A 17,794-nucleotide genomic window follows, 5' to 3' on the forward strand; every position below is an offset into this window, starting at 1 on the left:
AACATTGACCACAACATAAACGCTGAGACATAAACAAAGGTGGGTCAAATCTCGGTGAAAATACCGGGTCACTTCTCAGCGGAAATCAACATGATTGAAAGTCTCCGCGAGTAATCTCGTCACGGTTTTTGTCGTCTCCGGCGAGTTGCTGCGCGAGTTTTTCCTTTCGGAAGTCCAGCAGAAAACGGGAAAATCGAGCGTTCAATTCGGAGTACTGAGGGGACTCCTCGATAGGCGATTTGTTTTTCATCAATTCGGTATCCGATAGCCATGGAACTGCCCGAGCGGTTTTGCTGGGCAAGTACAACATTCTGGTCAGCTTTTGCGTGTGACGCGTATGAGACGATTTGGTTCCATGGCCACAGTCTTGAGATTTTCTGGTCTTGGTCAATAGCGCGAATGTTATCGACGGTCGCCTAACGCAGAACAATCTCAGAACTCTACAGGAATCTTTTTTATTTTATTTCAAAGTCTTAAGAATCTGCGGGCATTAAAGACCGTTCAAATGGGCGCAAAAATCAACCTTATGGGCTATTTATGCCCACCCACACATTCGCGCAGCGCCTCATACCTACCCGCATTTGGAATGACCGCAGCTGCGGCAGGTCATGCAGCCTTCGATCATGACCATGTCATACTGACCGCAGGACGGGCAGGCTTTGCCGCGTGGCGCGTCCAGGTTCACCACCTGCGCCTGAGGGTCGGATTTCAGCCCCATCCCCTCGCCTTCCAGAAAGCCGATGGCAACCATGTGCTGTTCGATCACGCCCCCGATCGCGGCCAGGATCGATGGGATATACTTGCCTTTGACCCATGCCCCGCCGCGCGGGTCGAAAACGGCTTTCAGCTCCTCGACCACAAAGGACACGTCCCCACCCCGGCGGAACACGGCCGAGATCATCCGCGTCAGCGCCAGTGTCCATGCGTAATGTTCCATGTTCTTGGAGTTGATGAACACCTCGAACGGGCGGCGGCGGCCCGAGATGATGATGTCGTTGATGGTCAGATAAATCGCGTGCTCGCTATCGGGCCATTTCAGCTTGTAGGTCGAGCCCTCCAGCGATTGCGGGCGATCCAGCGGTTCGGACATGTAGATGACGTCGCCGCCTTCAATTTCATGTGGCGCATTCGCGCTTTCCCCCGGCACCTTGTCATCGCTTTCCGAAACAGTCAGAACCGAGCCAGTCACATCGTTGGGGCGATAGGTCGTGCACCCTTTGCAGCCCTGATCCCAAGCCTGCATGTAGACGTCCTTGAAGGCGTCAAAGCTGATATCTTCCGGGCAGTTGATGGTCTTGGAGATCGAGCTGTCGATCCATTTCTGCGCCGCCGCCTGCATCTTGACATGATCCAACGGCGTCAGGGTCTGGGCATTGACGAAATAGTCGGGCAGCGCTGCGTCGCCGAACTTGTCGCGCCACATCTGAACGGCGTAATCCACAACCTCTTCCTCGGTGCGCGAGCCGTCTTTTTGCAGAACCTTGCGGGTGTAGGCATAGGCAAAGACCGGTTCAATCCCCGACGACACATTCCCGGCATAAAGCGAAATCGTGCCCGTGGGCGCAATCGAGGTCAGCAGAGCGTTGCGGATACCATGTTCGCGGATCGCATCGCGGACGTCGTCATCCATTTGTTGCATCGTGCCGCTGGCCAAATATTTCTCAGCGTCGAACAGGGGGAACGCGCCTTTCTCCTTAGCCAGGTCGACCGAGGCCAGGTATGCGGCGCGGGCGATTGCGTGCAACCAGCGTTCCGTCTGGCGCGCCGCCTCGTCGGACCCATAGCGCAGGCCCAGCATCAGCAACGCATCCGCAAGACCCGTCACGCCCAGCCCGATGCGGCGCTTGTCCTGCGCTTCCGCCTCTTGCTCGGCCAGCGGGAAATTCGAGGCGTCCACGACGTTATCCATCATGCGCACGGCTGTCGCGACCAGTTCCTGCAACGCCGGTTCATCCAGATGCGCGGCATCCCCGAACGGTTCGGCAACCAGCCGCGCCAGATTGATCGAGCCCAGCAGGCAAGCCCCGTAAGGCGGCAGAGGCTGCTCGCCACAGGGGTTCGTCGCGGCGATGGTTTCAACATAGCTCAGGTTGTTGGCCTGATTGATGCGGTCGATGAAGATCACGCCCGGTTCGGCATAATCATACGTGGCCTGCATGATCTTGTTCCACAAATCACGCGCCTGAACGGTGTGATAGATCTTGCCGTCGAACTGCAACTCCCACGGGCCGTCGTCCTTGACCGCCTCCATGAAGGGATCGGTCACCAGCACCGACATATTGAACATGCGTAGGCGGGCCGGGTCAGATTTGGCGGTGATGAACTGTTCGATATCGGGATGGTCACAGCGCATGGTGGCCATCATCGCCCCCCGGCGCGAGCCCGCGGACATGATCGTCCGGCACATTGCGTCCCACACATCCATAAAGCTGAGCGGGCCCGAGGCATCTGCCGCCACGCCCTTCACATCCGCGCCGCGCGGGCGGATGGTCGAGAAATCATAGCCGATCCCGCCCCCCTGCTGCATGGTCAGCGCGGCCTCTTTCAGCATGTCAAAGATACCACCCATGCTGTCGGGGATGGTGCCCATGACGAAACAGTTGAACAGCGTCACCTGCCGCGCGGTGCCTGCGCCAGCGGTGATGCGCCCGGCGGGCAGATACTTGAAATCTTCCAGTGCCTCGTAAAACCTGTCTTCCCAATGATCCGGATCGTCCTCGACCCGCGCGAGGTCACGGGCGATGCGTCGCCAGCTGTCTTCAACCGTCTGATCGATGGGCGTGCCATCCGCCTGTTTGAAGCGGTATTTCATATCCCAGATCTGCTCGGCGATGGGGGCGGCAAAGCGGCTCATTGGTGATTCCCTGTGCTGAAAGAGGTATCCAGACTAACACCCACTACACCTTGATGAAAGCCAATCCTGAGCTACAATGGATAGATAGCCAATGGACGACTCTGTGGGAAAGCTGTGGATAAGTACGTGAACCTCATCAAACTTTCGGTTGGTTCGGAAAGCGTGGACTCTCTGATCGCGTGGCAGGACAGCCGAATGCCGCTTTATGAGGACGGATATCCGCGCCACGTAACCCGCATGTGGCCCAAACGTGATGCCGAGATTCTGAATGGCGGATCAATCTATTGGGTGATCAAGGGTGTCGTACAGTGCCGTCAGCGCATTCTGCGCCTGGATGAAGTGATTGGTGAAGACGGTATCCGCCGCTGCGCCATCGTACTTGACCCAATAGTTCATCGGACACAGAACGCCTTGAAGCGCCCGTTTCAGGGCTGGCGATACCTGAAACCGGAAGATACACCATCTGACCTGCCGAAAGGGCGCGCGCAGGACGACGCCCTGCCCGATGATCTCAACCGCGCCCTTGCGGATATCGGTGTGCTGTAATTACCGCAGCCGATCCAGCAATTCCGTCAGAACCGCCTTGTCCGCCGCGTCGACCTTTGCAACCCGGCTGCGCCACAATGTGGCCTGCGATTGCAGGATCAGACCGTCCGACAGGATCTTGAGGTGGTTCGCCCGCAGGGTTTCACCGGACGAAGTGATATCGGCAATTGCCTCGGCTGTTTCGTTCATGACCGTACCTTCGGTCGCCCCCTGGCTGTCGACCAGAGTATAATCGGCCACGCCCGCGTCTGTCAGGAACTCACGCACCAGTCGGTGATATTTGGTGGCAATCCGCAGCCGGTGGCCGTGGGTGTTGCGAAATGCTGCTGCTGCCGCATCGAGATCGTCCAGCGTGTCCACATCGACCCAGCAGGCGGGTGTGGCTATGATCAGATCGGCCTTGCCAAAGCCCAGCTGTGCAATCTCTTCGACCTGCTGTTCCCAGCGCGGCAGTTTCTCATGCACCAGATCGATCCCGGTGACGCCCAGATGAATACGGCCCGACGCAAGTTCGCGCGGAATTTCACCCGCCGACAAAAGGATCAGTGAGACGCCTTCGATCCCGTCGACCCGACCCGCATATTCCCGGTCCGAGCCGTTGCGGGACAGCACGATGCCATGTTTTTCGAACCATGAGACGGTCTTTTCCATCAACCGGCCCTTCGAGGGCACGCCCAGCTTCACACTCATTGCGCGGCCTCCTCGATTTCAAGCATCAGGTCCGGGCGGATCACGCCGCCGATCGCGGGGATTTCGGCCCCATCGCCCAAGCGGCGCGTCAGCGCATCATAGCGCCCGCCCGTGGCGACGGGCGGCAGGTCGGGGCGGCCTTCGGCGTAGAACCCAAAGACAAACCCGTCGTAATATTCCATCGATGTCCGGCCATATGACGCTTCGAAATCCAGCCGTGCAACATCGACACCACGCGCCTGCAGGGCTGCGATCCGCGCCTCCAACCGGTCCAGCGCCGGGGTGATCTGCGGCAGATCCACTGCCACATCCCTCAGCTGTTCCAACGCGAAGGGCATGGTTTCACGCACATTCAGAAGCGTTTCCAACCCGGCCAGTTCATTGTCGGAGATCGGCGGCGCAGCGCGATCTTCGCGCAGGGCTTTGATCCGGTCGGCTATCTCGGGCGCGCGACGCTTGCCGATCATCGGAACATCAACCGCCATCGGGTCGGCCGCGTCCAAAAGCGCGTCACGGCCTTCGGGCCCCGGTTTACGCCCTGCAAAACGGTCCAGCAGCGCACGGAACCGGCGCGGCCGCCACAGGTGCCGCATCAGCGCGGCCTTGCGGCGGTCTGTGGTCCGAAGCCCTTCGACAGCCGCCGTCAGGATACCGATATCCCCGGTGGCTGCGCGCAGGGGCAGCCCGCGCAGTTGCAGCGCCATCAGCGAAAACACTTCGGCATCGGCACCAGCGGGATCTTCGCGGTCAAACACTTCGTACCCCACCTGAATATACTCGTTCGACCGGTCCGGGTCGTGTTCCTGACGGCGGAACACCTCACCTGAATAGGTATAGCGCGCAGGCTCGGCCCCATCCCGCATGTGCATCTGAACAACGGGCAGGGTGAAGTCCGGGCGCAGCATCTGCTCGCCCCGCAGCGCGTCCGAGGTGACGTAGGCGCGGGCGCGGATATCCTCGCCATAAAGGTCCAGCAACATTTCAGCGGGTTGCAACAGGGGCGTATCCACCACCTGCGCGCCCGCAGCCTCGAACCGGACACGCATCATCGCGGCGCGGGCCTGTATCTGGGAACGGTTGGGCATGGGTCAGTCCTGACTGTCCAGAATTTCACGCACTTTCGCGACCAGATCAGAGCGCGATACTTCGAACTGACTGGGGCGTTCCTTCCATTCCTCCAGCGTGGCGCTTTCAGCGATCTTTGCCCCAAGGATCAGGTCCTTGACCTGCACGATGCCTTTTGCCTTTTCGTCCCCGCCTTCGATCACCGCAACCGGAGAGTTGCGCTTGTCCGCGTATTTCAACTGGTTGCCAAAGTTCTTGGGATTGCCCAGATACACCTCGGCCCGGATGCCCGCATTGCGCAGCTCGGCCACCATCGCCTGATAATCAGCCATCCGGTCGCGGTCCATCACGGTGACGACGACGGGGCCTTTGGCCTGGGCGCTGATCCGGCCCTTTTCGCGCAGCGCGGCCAGCAACCGATCCACGCCGATAGACACGCCGGTCGCGGGCACTTCCTGCCCGGTAAACCGCTTGACCAGATCGTCATAGCGCCCGCCACCCGCAACCGAGCCGAACTGCCGCTTGCGACCTTTCTCGTCGAAGATTTCGAAGGTCAGCTCGGCCTCGTAGACCGGTCCAGTGTAGTAACCGAGTCCACGCACGACGGAGGGGTCAATGACAATGCGGTCTGGACCGTAGCCTTGAGCAGAAAGAAGATTTGTAATCTCCATAAGCTCGTTAACACCCTGCATTCCTTCTGACGAGTCTCGGACGATCCCGATAATCTCGTTTAGAACAAATGTGTTGTAGTTAGATTCATCACCGTTTTTGCTGTCATCTGGGCCTAAAGCATCTAATTGGGCACGAGCTGTAAGAAAACGCACGACACGTTCTATTTGCTCCGAAGTTAAGCCGACACCATCGATATAAGCACCCGATGCATCCAACCGCCCATTACCGAGCAATTCGCGCACACCAGCCTCGCCCACCTTGTCGAACTTGTCGATGGTGCGCAGGACGTTGTCGCGAGCGGCGGCGTCCCCACCCAGCCCCATCACCTCAAGCACGCCATTCATGATCTTGCGATTATTCACCCGCACCAGATAATCGCCGCGCGGAATTCCGACCTCTTCCAGCGTGTCGGCCAGCATTGCACAGATCTCGGCGTCAGCAGCCATCGAGGCGGTTCCGACCGTATCCGCATCGCACTGATAGAACTGCCGAAAGCGCCCCGGCCCCGGCTTTTCGTTGCGCCAGACCGGACCCATTGCATAACGGCGATAAGGCGTCGGCAGGTCGTTGCGGTGCTGGGCATAGACACGGGCCAGTGGCGCGGTCAGGTCATAGCGCAGGGCCATCCAGTCGCCATTTCCGCCCTCGTCAAACTCCTGCCATGCAAAGACGCCCTCGTTCGGGCGGTCCACGTCGGGCAGGAACTTGCCCAGCGCCTCGACGGTTTCGACCGCACTGCTTTCCAGCGCGTCAAACCCGTACCGATGATAGACACCCGCAATCGTCCGCAGCATCTCGGTGCGCTGCGTGACTTCCTCGCCGAAATAGTCACGGAACCCTTTCGGCGTTTCGGCCTTGGGGCGGGGCTGTTTCTTGGGCTTGGCCATGTGGGGCGTCCTTGGGAGTGTACCTGTTCCGCGCGCGGTCTATCCCATGGCCCGCATCTGGGCAAGGCGCGCTTTCTCTGGCCAAGGCATCACAGGGTCGCTATGTGCAGCCTGAAAGACAGGAGCATCCCATGCAGCATCTGGAAGAACAGATTGCCCATCTGACCCGCACGGTTGACGATCTGAACGCGGTTGTCACCAGGCAACAGGCCGAGATTGACAGGCTGACCCGCCGTGTCGAGATGCTGCTGCACCGCGAGGCCGAACGCGCACAGGAAGGGTCAGGCGGCGTTGTCCTTGGTGACGAACGCCCGCCACATTACTGAAGGCTTACAGCCCCAGCGTTGATTTCACCGCGTTGTCGACGACGCCACCCAGCAGGGCGTTTTCATCCCCGGCGCAACCCTCTTTCAGAGCCGCCACAAATGTTTCGCGCAGCGCGGCCTTTTCCTCGTCCGAACTGGCATGAGCTTCGAGGTCGACCTGACGGTTATAAAGTGACAACGCCGTCATCTTGCCGACCACGTCCACAATGTATTCTTCATTCCCGTCAGCCTCTTCGATGACCGACGCGCAGGTGTGGTACATAAGCGGCAGCGCCGCTTGTACCATCTGTTCGGCTTCCTCGTCCGCAAGGGCAAAACCGGGCCCTGTAAGCAGCGCTGTGGTGGTGATCACTTTCATCGCGTTCAAACGCATCATCCCGCCCCCGCTTATTTCGAGTTCGCGCCGATCAGCGCACCAACAATTGCCCCTGCGGCGGCGCCTTTGCCGTCGCCGATCAAGGCCCCAACCCCGGCCCCAATCACAGCACCTTTGATCGTGTTCTCTTTCTTTTTGTCGTCCGCAAGCGTGGCAGTCGCCGAAACCAAAGCCAGCGATGCCGCCGCCCCCAATACAATCGTTCTGAGATTGAGACCTGCAATCGTCATATCAACGCCCTCCCGTGGCATGAGTAGAAGACATATTTGCAAGGTCAGCCTAGCGATGCGCTAACTGTCTGGCAACAAAGCGGTGTCAGATCTCTTCGACGGTCATAACACCTTCCAGCGATTTGATCGCGCCCTTGATCTGCGGGTTGATCGGAAACACACGCCCAAGGTCGATTTCGACGTCGCCGGGCAGGCCGGGGTCCAGCAACAGCAGCTGGATCGGGCCGCGGGCCGCACCCTTGGCAGCGGTTGCGGCTTCTTCAAGAACCGTTGCAATCGTCGACACTGCCCGCGCTTCGTCGACAAAGATGCGCAGGCCCGTCGCCCCGGCTTCGGCCACCACAGAATCCGCTGGTCCAACCGAACGCCCCAGCAGCTTGAGCTGATCGGACTCCATCGTCGCCTCAACGGTCAGAACCACCTGAGCGCCGGTTTCCAGAAACTCGCGGCATTTCTCCAGCGTGTCGGAAAACAGCGTGACCTCATAAGCGCCGGTCGGGTCCGAAAGCTGGGCAAAGGCGAACCGGTTGCCCTTGGCCGATTTCCGTTCCTGCCGCCCGGCAACCACTCCGGCCATCTTGGCGATCAACGGGCCAGAGCGGGCTTTCTCTGTCACCTCGTCCAGCGTCAAAACCTGTTTACGCTTCAAGGCCGGCATATAGTCGTCCAGCGGATGACCAGAGAGGTAGAATCCGATGGCCTTGAACTCTTCGCTCAGACGTTCAGCCGGCAACCAGTCGGGGGTCGGCGCCAGGCGCGGTTCGGGCAGGTCATCTCCGGCCTCGCCAAACAGTGACACCTGGTTCGAATTCTTCTGTTCATGGATCGCGGCCGAATACTGCACCAGCGCATCTAGGCTTTCAAACACACGGCGGCGGTTCCGGTCCAGCTCATCAAAGGCCCCGGCGCGGGCCAGCATCTCAAGCGGGCGTTTGCCCACTTTCTTCAGATCAACGCGGCGGGCGAAATCGAACAGGTTAACAAACGGCTTGTCCGCGCGAGCCGCAACGATCAGGTTCATCGCCTCGACACCCACATTCTTGAGCGCGCCCAGCGCATAGACCAGATGTCCGTTATCAACATCGAACGTGGCCTGAGATCGGTTCACACAAGGTGGGACATACGGCAGTTCCAGCCCTTTTCGGACCTCTTCGAAATAGATCGCCAGCTTGTCGGTCAGATGGATATCGCAATTCATGACGCCCGCCATGAATTCAACCGGATGGTTCGCCTTCAACCAGCCGGTTTGATAGCTGACCACCGCATAGGCGGCGGCGTGGGATTTGTTGAAGCCGTAATTGGCGAATTTCTCGAGAAGGTCGAAGACTTCGCTGGCTTTCTTGGCATCCACCCCGTTTTCTGCCGCGCCTTTTTCGAATTTGGGGCGTTCGGCATCCATCGCCTCTTTGATCTTCTTACCCATCGCGCGGCGCAGCAGGTCTGCACCGCCCAGGCTGTACCCCGCCATGACTTGCGCGATCTGCATCACCTGTTCCTGATAGACGATAATACCTTGAGTTTCCTCAAGAATGTGGTCGATCAGCGGGTGAACGGATGTGATTTCGCGCAGCCCGTTCTTGACCTCGCAATAGGTCGGGATGTTCTCCATCGGGCCGGGACGATAGAGCGCGACGAGGGCCACGATATCCTCGATACAGGTGGGTTTCATGCGCTTGAGCGCGTCCATCATGCCCGAAGATTCAACCTGGAACACCGCGACCGTCTTGGCCGCTGAATAGAGCTTATACGTCGCCTCGTCATCCAGTGGGATGGCGTTGATCTGGTTCTCGGCCCCCTCGGCAGGTTCATAAAGCTCGGTGCCATCGGCGGCGATGTGCAACTTCCGCCCGGACTTGAAGATCAAGTCCATCGCGTTCTGGATCACGGTCAGGGTTTTCAGACCCAGAAAGTCGAACTTTACCAGCCCGGCCTGTTCCACCCATTTCATGTTGAACTGGGTTGCAGGCATGTCGGATCGCGGGTCCTGATAGATCGGCACCAGCGCGTCCAGTGGCCGGTCACCAATCACAACCCCAGCCGCGTGGGTCGAGGCGTTGCGCAGCAGCCCTTCGACCTGCTGGCCATACGTCAGCAAACGATCCACCACCTCTTCGTTACGAGCTTCCTCCCGCAGGCGCGGCTCGTCCTTCAGGGCTTTTTCGATGGAAACCGGTTTTACCCCTTCAACCGGGATCATCTTGGACAGACGGTCCACCTGCCCGTAAGGCATTTGCAGCACCCGCCCGATATCGCGTACGGCAGCCTTGGACAGCAAAGCACCAAATGTGATGATCTGCCCCACCTTGTCGCGCCCGTATTTCTGCTGCACGTAGCGGATCACCTCTTCGCGGCGATCCATACAGAAGTCGATATCGAAGTCGGGCATCGAAACCCGTTCGGGATTCAGGAACCGTTCAAACAGCAGGCTGTAACGCAGCGGATCGAGGTCGGTAATTGTCAGCGCATAAGCCACCAGCGAGCCCGCACCCGATCCCCGCCCCGGTCCAACCGGAATATCGTGATCCTTGGCCCATTGGATAAAGTCGGCAACGATTAGGAAGTAGCCGGGGAACCCCATGCCTTCTATGATACCAAGCTCAAAATCCAACCGCTCCTGATACTCCTCGGGCGTCACCGCATGGGGGATTACCGCCAAACGTTTCTGCAAGCCGTCATTGGCGATGCGGCGTAGTTCAGCGACCTCGTCATCGGCGAATTTCGGCAGGATGGGATCGCGGCGATAAGCCATGAAAGCGCAGCGTTTGGCAATCTCGACAGTGTTCTCGATGGCCTCGGGCAGATCGGCAAACAGCGTCACCATTTCCTGCTGCGACTTGAAATAATGCTGCGCGGTCAGGCGGCGGCGACCTTCCTGCTGGTCGACATAGGCCCCTTCGGCGATACAGATCAGCGCATCATGGGCCTCGTACATATCCGAGGTCGGGAAATAGACGTCATTGGTGGCAACCAGCGGCAGGTTCTTGGCATAGGCCATCTCGATATGGCCGCGCTCGGTCTGGCGTTCGGCCTCTGGTTGGCCGTCCTCGCCCGGATGACGCTGGAGTTCGATATACAGACGATCCGGAAAGATCGCGGCCAGCCGATCCACCAGCGCCTCGGCCGCCGGACGTTGCCCCTGTTGCAACAGGCGGCCCACCGGCCCATCGGGCCCTCCGGACAGGCAGATCAGCCCGTCGGAGCGGCCCGCAAGCTCGTCCAGCGTGACCTGCGGCAACTGCCCGCCCTTGTCCACGTAAAGGCACGTGCTCAGCTTCATCAGGTTCTCGTACCCCGCCTCGGACTGTGCCAGCAGAACAAGCGGCGCGGGCGTTTTTGGCTTTTCCCCCGGTTGCGATTGAACGTAAGTCAGATCAACCTGACAGCCCATGATCGGCTGGACACCGGCCTGGCTGGCTGTCACCGAAAATTCCAGCGCCGAAAACATGGAATTCGTGTCAGTCACCGCGACGGCAGGCATCTCCATCTTCTCGCACAGGGCGGGCAGTTTTTTCAGCCGCACAGCGCCTTCCAGAAGGGAGTATTCGGTGTGAACACGTAGGTGAATGAATCGGGGGTTTCTGCTCATGAACGGCACGCTACCCTAGCCGCGAGGCATGCAAAAGCCGGAACCTGCGCCATTGTATGGCAAAATAATCATTTTCGATTATTCGGATTTTCCAGAAGGTGCTTCGGAAAGCGACATCTTCACTGACAAAAAAACGCTTTAGTTTCAAGCAACTGATATTTACACAGGGTGCGCAAATCCACGCCACTTGGCTGTAATGATGCATCATACAGGCAGTTTTTCTTGCCAGATCACGCATGCTGTTTCTAACATCCATTTGCAAGCTATCCGCCCGCCACTCTTTCTACGTCGCATCGAAGGAGGGCACCACCAGGGCGCAACCGGGTAAGGCGACGGGTTTCTCGAATGGACATCACGTTTCTTCTGAATGGAGAGACAGTGGAGCTGACGGATATCAATCCGACAGCCACTCTGCTGGATTGGCTGCGTGAAGATCGTGGCCTGACCGGCACCAAAGAAGGCTGCAACGAAGGCGATTGCGGTGCCTGCACTGTCATGGTGACGGATGCGGGTGGCGCAAAGGCCCTGAACTCGTGCATCCTGTTCCTGCCGCAGTTGCATGGCAAGGCGGTTCGAACCGTCGAAGGCGCCTGCAGCCCCGATGGTGAGGTCCATCCGGTTCAGCAGGCCATGGTTGACTTGCACGGGTCGCAATGCGGCTTTTGCACACCCGGTTTTGTCATGTCTATGGTGGCCGGTCACACCAATGGCGCGACGGATCACGACACACAGCTTGCCGGTAATCTGTGCCGTTGCACGGGTTATGCACCCATTATTCGCGCAGCCGAAGCGGCCGAGAAGCATCCCGTGCCTGTCTGGGTCAAGGACAAGCCTGTCGCAACGCCCGCCGCCTCACCCATGCTGCCGGGCTCGTCCGACGCGCTGGCTGCTGTGTATGCCGAGAACCCAAATGCCACTTTGGTCGCGGGCGCAACTGATGTTGGGCTTTGGGTGACCAAGCAACTGCGCGATCTTGATCCGGTGATCTTCCTGAACCGCTGTGACGATTTGAAAGAGATCACGATCACCGACGTAGAATTTCGTTTCGGTGCCATGGTCGATATGAACCGCATGGGCGAAGCCTTGGCGGACATTCACCCATCGTATGCCGAAATGATCCGGCGCTATGCCAGTGTTCAGGTCCGTCACGCGGCCACTGTGGGTGGCAACATCGCCAATGGCTCACCAATCGGAGACAACCCGCCCGCGCTCATCGCATTGGGTGCGACGCTGCACCTGCGCAAAGGTGATGAACGCCGGTCAGTCCTGCTGGAAGACTTCTTCATCGATTACGGGAAACAGGACCGCGCGCCGGGTGAGTTTGTCGAAGCCGTCAGCTTCCCGCGTCAGGCGGACCGATTGAAATGCTACAAGCTGAGCAAACGGTTCGATCAGGATATCTCGGCCGTGTGCGGATGTTTCAACATTACCATTTCAGACGGACGGGTGGCGGCTGCGCGCATCGCGTTTGGCGGTATGGCTGGCATTCCGAAACGGGCAAACCATGTCGAGGCCGCGTTGATCGGCAAGCCATGGACGCGCGAGACGATTGACGCCGCTCTGCCCTCTTTTGACGACGATTATTCACCGCTTACCGATATGCGCGCCTCGGCCACGTACAGGCTTGAGACCGCCAAAGCGATGCTGGAACGGTACTTCCTTGAGGATCAGGGCCAAGTGACCAACGTGCTGGAGGTATCGGCATGAGCGTAACCAAACCCCTTCCCCATGACGCGGCACCGCTGCACGTATCCGGTTCCGCCCGATATGTGGACGACATCCCGACGCCAAAGGGCACATTGCATCTGGCCTTTGGCCTGAGCCCGATCGCCAAGGGCACGATTACCGCGATGGACCTGTCTGCCGTGAAAGCAGCAGCCGGGGTCGTCAAGGTCATGACGGCACAGGACCTGCCCTTTGCCAACGATGTTTCGCCCTCGATCCACGATGAACCGTTGCTGTCCGACGGGACGGTTCACTATATCGGTCAGCCTGTTTTCCTTGTCGTCGCCACCAGCCATCTGGCCGCCCGCAAGGCGGTTCGGTTGGGTAAGATCGACTATGCCGAGGAAACACCGATCCTGACGGTGGAAGAAGCTCTGGCCGCAGACAGCCGATTTGAAGACGGGCCCCGCATCTATGCCAAGGGCGATGCGGACGCCGCGATTGAAAGCGCCGCCCACGTCATCGACGGAACATTCGAGATCGGCGGTCAGGAGCATTTCTATCTGGAAGGTCAGGCTGCGCTTGCCGTGCCGAATGAAGGCGGCGACATGCTGGTCCACAGCTCGACCCAGCACCCGACCGAGATACAGCACAAGGTGGCGGACGCTCTGGGCCTGCCCATGCATGCGATCCGCGTCGAAACCCGGCGCATGGGTGGCGGATTCGGTGGCAAGGAAAGCCAGGGGAATGCGCTGGCCGTCGCCTGCGCAGTGGCGGCACAGGCAACCGGCAAAGCCTGCAAGATGCGCTATGACCGCGATGATGACATGATCATCACCGGCAAACGCCACGCCTTCCGGATTTCCTATCGCGCGGGATTTGACGAACAGGGTCACATTCAGGGCGTGTCCTTTCTACAATACGCGATCTGCGGCTGGGCGCAGGACCTGTCCCTGCCCGTCGCCGACCGTGCGATGCTGCATTCGGACAATGCCTACCTGCTGCCCAATGCCCGGATTGAAAGCCATCGGTTGAAGACCAACACGCAGTCAGCCACCGCCTATCGTGGGTTTGGTGGCCCGCAGGGGATGGTTGCCATCGAACGTGTGATGGACCACGCCGCGCATGAACTTGGGTTGGACCCGGTGGAATTGCGCCGCCGCAACTATTACGAGCCCGCGCATAAGGTTGCCGAAGTCCAACCCCACGAGAAACCGCTGGGTCATCCCGACCCGCACGAAGACCTGACCAGCCGTGGCGCGGTGGAAACAGGGACTGCCCCGGTCCGCCCCCTGCCCGCTGGCGGCAACACGACGCCCTACGGAATGGAGGTCAGCGATTTCGAACTGCATGGCATGACCGAAGCGCTGATGAAGTCCAGCAACTATGCCGCGCGCAAAGCGGCCATCGAGAAATGGAACGCCGAAAACAGCGTGATCAAGAAGGGCATCGCCTTTTCTCCGGTCAAGTTCGGAATTTCCTTCACGCTGACCCATCTGAACCAGGCCGGTGCGCTGGTGCATGTGTATCAGGATGGTTCGGTCCACCTGAATCATGGCGGCACCGAGATGGGTCAGGGCCTGTTCCAGAAGGTCGCGCAAGTGGCCGCGTCGCGTTTCGGCATCCCGCTTGAGATGGTCAAGATCACCGCCACTGATACGGCCAAAGTGCCGAATACGTCAGCCACGGCAGCGTCTTCGGGCAGCGATCTGAACGGCATGGCGGTGAAAGCGGCCTGCGATACGATCCGCGACCGGATGGCCGATTATCTGGCTGAACGGCATCAGGCCGACCCCTCCGCGGTCACTTTCACAGATGGCCACGTTTCGGTTGGTGAAGAACGGTACACGTTCGCCGAAGCTGCCGCACTGGCCTATCAGGGTCGGATAAGCCTGTCGGCCACCGGCTTTTATAAAACGCCCAAGATCGAATGGGACCGGATCGCGGGGCGTGGTCGCCCGTTTTACTACTTCGCCTATGGCGCTTCGGTCACCGAGGTCGCTGTGGACACGTTGACGGGCGAGAACCGCATTCTGCGCACAGATATCCTGCATGACGCGGGCGCTTCGCTGAACCCGGCGCTGGATGTCGGACAGGTCGAAGGCGGTTACGTGCAGGGCGCGGGCTGGCTGACGACCGAGGAACTGGTCTGGGACGGCAAGGGCAACCTGCGCACACATGCGCCCTCGACCTACAAGATCCCGGCCTGTTCCGACCGGCCCGACATTTTCAACGTCGCACTTTGGGATGGCGAGAACCGAGAGGACACCATCTATCGCTCGAAAGCCGTGGGGGAACCCCCGTTCATGCTGGGAATATCGGCCTGGCTGGCGCTTTCGAATGCGGTGGCAGCCTGCGGGGACACCTATCCGGCACTCAACGCGCCCGCCACCGCCGAAGAGGTCTGGCGCGGCGTCCAGAGGATGAAGGGAGATATCTGATGGGATTTGACCTAGAGGCTTTGAGGGAGGCGGTCAAAACCCACGGCAAAGTGGTTCGGGTGGTCATCGCCGGGATCAAAGGGTCGTCTCCACGCGAAGTTGGTGCCGCCATGCTGGTCTGGGGCGGCGGGCAAAGCGGCACAATTGGTGGCGGAACACTGGAATACCAGGCGGCAAATGCCGCACGGTTGCAAACCACGCAAACCCGCCTGACGCATCATGCACTTGGACCCGAGTTGGGGCAATGCTGCGGCGGTGCCGTGTCGTTGCTGAGCGAGGTCTACGACGCAAACACTGTCAATGATCTGGACGATACGGTCATCGCGCGCCCGGCCACGGGTGACGAGATGCCCCTGTCGGTCAAGCGAATGCTGGCGACGGCGCGCGGACAGGGGATTGCGCCAGAACCGCAGCTGATCGATGGCTGGATGGTTGAACCTGTTCACAAGCCGACACGCAATCTGTGGATCTGGGGCGCGGGCCATGTCGGCCGTGCGCTAGTGGATGTGCTGTCCCCGCTTCCCGATCTTGCGATCACCTGGGTGGACACCAGCCGTCAGCGCTTTCCGGCCACTGTGCCAGCGGGCGTGACAATTGTTCCGGCCATAAAACCGGCCGAGCTGATCCGCCATGCCCCATCCGACGCCGAACATCTTGTGCTGACATACTCGCATAGCCTTGACTTTGAACTGTGCAACAGACTGCTTTTGCACGATTTTGGCTTTGCGGGGCTGATCGGCTCGGCTACGAAATGGGCGCGATTCCGGTCGCGGTTGGCCGCTCTTGGGCATCCGCCTGAACGGATAAGCCGGATCACCTGCCCGATCGGTGACCCGTCGATGGGGAAGCATCCACATATGATCGCCGTGGGCGTCGCTGCACAATTGCTGCGCCCGGCCCTGCAAAACGAGTTGAAGAAGGACCTGAGCGCGTGACCATTCCACTTTTGAGCTTGCAAGGGCTGACCAAAGCCTACCCCGGTGTTGTGGCCAATGATCAGGTGTCCTTTGACATCGGTGAAGGCGAAGTGCACGCGTTGCTGGGGGAAAACGGCGCGGGGAAATCCACGCTGGTGAAAATGATCTATGGGCTTGTAAAGCCGGACAGCGGCACCATGAAGCTGCGCGGCAATCCGTTTGCGCCGCCCGAACCGCGCGCGGCCCGTGCCGATGGGATCGCGATGGTGTTCCAGCATTTTTCGCTGTTTGACGCGCTGAACGTGGCCGAGAATATCGCGCTGGGGATGGAGAATCCGCCCCCGATGGGGGATCTGGCATCGCGCATTCGCGAAGTCTCGGAAACCTATGGTCTGCCGCTGGACCCGTTTCGCACGGTTGGCGATCTGTCCGCAGGCGAACGCCAGCGGGTCGAGATCATTCGCTGCCTGTTGCAGGACCCCAAACTGCTGATCATGGACGAACCGACCTCGGTTCTGACCCCGCAAGAGGTCAATATCCTGTTTGAGACGCTGAACAAGCTACGCTCCGAGGGAACCTCGATCCTTTATATCTCGCATAAACTGGAGGAGATCCGAACGCTGTGCGACCATGCCACGATCCTGCGTCTGGGCAAGAACGTGGGCGAATGTGTTCCCGCTGAAACCTCGGCGCGCGACATGGCCGAGATGATGGTCGGGTCGACGTTGCAGACGCCTGAACGCTCGGGCCGGGAACTAGGTGAGGTCGCGCTGGATGTCAGCGGGCTGTCAGTCCCCTCGCCTTCGGAATTCGGCACCGCATTGCGCAATGTGCACATGACGGTCCGCAAGGGCGAGGTTCTGGGCGTCGGCGGTGTTGCCGGAAACGGGCAGGATGAATTGCTGGGTGTGCTGTCCGGGGAAATCCTGACATCGGCGGATGCGATCAAGTTCAACGGTCAGGCAATCGGCAAGCTCGGCCCGACAGCGCGCCGCAAGCTGGGCGTTCTGACCGCGCCCGAGGAACGGCTCGGCCACGCGGCGGCGCCCGACATGAGCCTGACCGAAAACGCTTTGCTGACCGGATCTGTGCGGGAAGGGCTTGAGAAAAACGGCTTCTTGAAATGGTCCGAAACCCGGAGTTTTGCCGAAAAGATCATCGAAGCCTTCGACGTACGTACGCCCGGGCCCGAAAACGCAGCGCGGTCTTTGTCCGGCGGCAATCTGCAGAAATTCGTGATTGGACGCGAAGTGCTGCAAAACCCTGATGTGTTGGTGGTAAACCAGCCAACCTGGGGGGTGGATGCCGCGGCGGCCGCGTCGATTCGGCAAGCCATACTCGATCTTGCGGCGAAAGGCACAGCGGTGGTCTGCATCTCGCAGGATCTGGATGAGCTGATGGAAATCTCGGACAGTTTTGCGGCCTTAAACGAAGGTCGGCTGAGCGCACCGCGCCCGACCACCGGCCTGACCGTGGATGAGATTGGCCTGATGATGGGCGGTGCCCATGGCATGGAGGTGGCACATGTGTGATCTGCTG

At 59.7% G+C, this 17,794-nt stretch carries 13 protein-coding genes; 6 read left to right on the plus strand and 7 right to left on the minus strand.

The window, feature by feature from the left end:
- Positions 1 to 571: 571 nt before the first annotated feature.
- Positions 572 to 2,854, minus strand: coding sequence for an adenosylcobalamin-dependent ribonucleoside-diphosphate reductase (locus ACR0JI_RS20625; protein ID WP_480496414.1), 2,283 nt, complete (start codon positions 2,852 to 2,854; stop codon positions 572 to 574).
- 114 nt (positions 2,855 to 2,968) lie between these two features.
- On the opposite strand from ACR0JI_RS20625, the gene ACR0JI_RS20630 reads away from it, so the two are divergent.
- Positions 2,969 to 3,400, plus strand: coding sequence for a DUF1489 family protein (locus ACR0JI_RS20630; protein WP_480475400.1), 432 nt, complete (start codon positions 2,969 to 2,971; stop codon positions 3,398 to 3,400).
- Here ACR0JI_RS20630 and hisG read toward each other — a convergent pair whose 3' ends face one another.
- The 3 genes from hisG to hisS are packed head-to-tail and all read right to left on the minus strand — an operon-like array spanning position 3,401 to position 6,714.
- Positions 3,401 to 4,090 carry an ATP phosphoribosyltransferase gene (gene hisG, locus ACR0JI_RS20635; protein ID WP_480475398.1) on the minus strand — a complete coding sequence of 230 codons (690 nt, stop codon included), beginning with the start codon at positions 4,088 to 4,090 and terminating at the stop codon, positions 3,401 to 3,403.
- Positions 4,087 to 5,175, minus strand: a complete 1,089-nt coding sequence (locus ACR0JI_RS20640; protein ID WP_480475396.1) for an ATP phosphoribosyltransferase regulatory subunit — start codon at positions 5,173 to 5,175, stop codon at positions 4,087 to 4,089. The genes hisG and ACR0JI_RS20640 overlap by 4 nt, the downstream gene beginning before the upstream one ends.
- A 3-nt stretch (positions 5,176 to 5,178) precedes the next feature.
- Positions 5,179 to 6,714, minus strand: coding sequence for a histidine--tRNA ligase (gene hisS, locus ACR0JI_RS20645; RefSeq protein WP_480475394.1), 1,536 nt, complete (start codon positions 6,712 to 6,714; stop codon positions 5,179 to 5,181).
- A gap of 131 nt (positions 6,715 to 6,845) precedes the next feature.
- On the opposite strand from hisS, the gene ACR0JI_RS20650 reads away from it, so the two are divergent.
- Entirely contained in the window at positions 6,846 to 7,040 is a 195-nt protein-coding gene (locus tag ACR0JI_RS20650; RefSeq protein ID WP_209598067.1) for a SlyX family protein, read from the plus strand.
- Between the two features lie 4 nt (positions 7,041 to 7,044).
- Here ACR0JI_RS20650 and ACR0JI_RS20655 read toward each other — a convergent pair whose 3' ends face one another.
- The 3 genes from ACR0JI_RS20655 to dnaE form a co-directional block, all read right to left on the minus strand.
- The gene (locus ACR0JI_RS20655) at positions 7,045 to 7,416 is read right to left on the minus strand and encodes a hypothetical protein (RefSeq protein ID WP_480475392.1); all 372 of its coding nucleotides are present in this window, start codon (positions 7,414 to 7,416) and stop codon (positions 7,045 to 7,047) included.
- Positions 7,417 to 7,427: 11 nt separating this feature from the next.
- Positions 7,428 to 7,646, minus strand: coding sequence for a YMGG-like glycine zipper-containing protein (locus ACR0JI_RS20660; protein WP_480475390.1), 219 nt, complete (start codon positions 7,644 to 7,646; stop codon positions 7,428 to 7,430).
- A gap of 85 nt (positions 7,647 to 7,731) precedes the next feature.
- Entirely contained in the window at positions 7,732 to 11,232 is a 3,501-nt protein-coding gene (gene dnaE, locus ACR0JI_RS20665; RefSeq protein WP_480496416.1) for a DNA polymerase III subunit alpha, read from the minus strand.
- Positions 11,233 to 11,577: 345 nt separating this feature from the next.
- Here dnaE and xdhA point away from each other — a divergent pair, with 345 nt between their 5' ends.
- The 4 genes from xdhA to ACR0JI_RS20685 are packed head-to-tail and all read left to right on the plus strand — an operon-like array spanning position 11,578 to position 17,787.
- Positions 11,578 to 12,939, plus strand: a complete 1,362-nt coding sequence (gene xdhA, locus ACR0JI_RS20670; protein WP_480496418.1) for a xanthine dehydrogenase small subunit — start codon at positions 11,578 to 11,580, stop codon at positions 12,937 to 12,939.
- Positions 12,936 to 15,338 carry a xanthine dehydrogenase molybdopterin binding subunit gene (gene xdhB / locus ACR0JI_RS20675; protein ID WP_480496420.1) on the plus strand — a complete coding sequence of 801 codons (2,403 nt, stop codon included), beginning with the start codon at positions 12,936 to 12,938 and terminating at the stop codon, positions 15,336 to 15,338. The genes xdhA and xdhB overlap by 4 nt, the downstream gene beginning before the upstream one ends.
- A complete protein-coding gene (gene xdhC, locus ACR0JI_RS20680) occupies positions 15,338 to 16,273 on the plus strand; it encodes a xanthine dehydrogenase accessory protein XdhC (protein WP_480496421.1) in 936 nt (311 codons plus the stop codon). Before xdhB ends, xdhC begins: the two co-directional genes overlap by 1 nt.
- Entirely contained in the window at positions 16,270 to 17,787 is a 1,518-nt protein-coding gene (locus tag ACR0JI_RS20685; protein WP_480496423.1) for an ABC transporter ATP-binding protein, read from the plus strand. The genes xdhC and ACR0JI_RS20685 overlap by 4 nt, the downstream gene beginning before the upstream one ends.
- The last annotated feature ends 7 nt before the right edge of the window (positions 17,788 to 17,794 follow it).

The organism is Ruegeria sp. N10 (assembly GCF_056531545.1).

Excerpts from the sequence above, each read along its gene's own strand:
- hisS (WP_480475394.1), bottom strand. The coding sequence starts at position 6,714 with ATGGCCAAGCCCAAGAAACAGCCCCGCCCCAAGGCCGAAACGCCGAAA.
- ACR0JI_RS20655 (WP_480475392.1), bottom strand. The coding sequence starts at position 7,416 with ATGATGCGTTTGAACGCGATGAAAGTGATCACCACCACAGCGCTGCTT.
- ACR0JI_RS20660 (WP_480475390.1), bottom strand. The coding sequence starts at position 7,646 with ATGACGATTGCAGGTCTCAATCTCAGAACGATTGTATTGGGGGCGGCG.
- dnaE (WP_480496416.1), bottom strand. The coding sequence starts at position 11,232 with ATGAGCAGAAACCCCCGATTCATTCACCTACGTGTTCACACCGAATAC.
- xdhB (WP_480496420.1), top strand. The coding sequence starts at position 12,936 with ATGAGCGTAACCAAACCCCTTCCCCATGACGCGGCACCGCTGCACGTA.
- ACR0JI_RS20650 (WP_209598067.1), top strand. The coding sequence starts at position 6,846 with ATGCAGCATCTGGAAGAACAGATTGCCCATCTGACCCGCACGGTTGAC.
- ACR0JI_RS20640 (WP_480475396.1), bottom strand. The coding sequence starts at position 5,175 with ATGCCCAACCGTTCCCAGATACAGGCCCGCGCCGCGATGATGCGTGTC.
- xdhA (WP_480496418.1), top strand. The coding sequence starts at position 11,578 with ATGGACATCACGTTTCTTCTGAATGGAGAGACAGTGGAGCTGACGGAT.
- xdhC (WP_480496421.1), top strand. The coding sequence starts at position 15,338 with ATGGGATTTGACCTAGAGGCTTTGAGGGAGGCGGTCAAAACCCACGGC.
- ACR0JI_RS20625 (WP_480496414.1), bottom strand. The coding sequence starts at position 2,854 with ATGAGCCGCTTTGCCGCCCCCATCGCCGAGCAGATCTGGGATATGAAA.
- hisG (WP_480475398.1), bottom strand. The coding sequence starts at position 4,090 with ATGAGTGTGAAGCTGGGCGTGCCCTCGAAGGGCCGGTTGATGGAAAAG.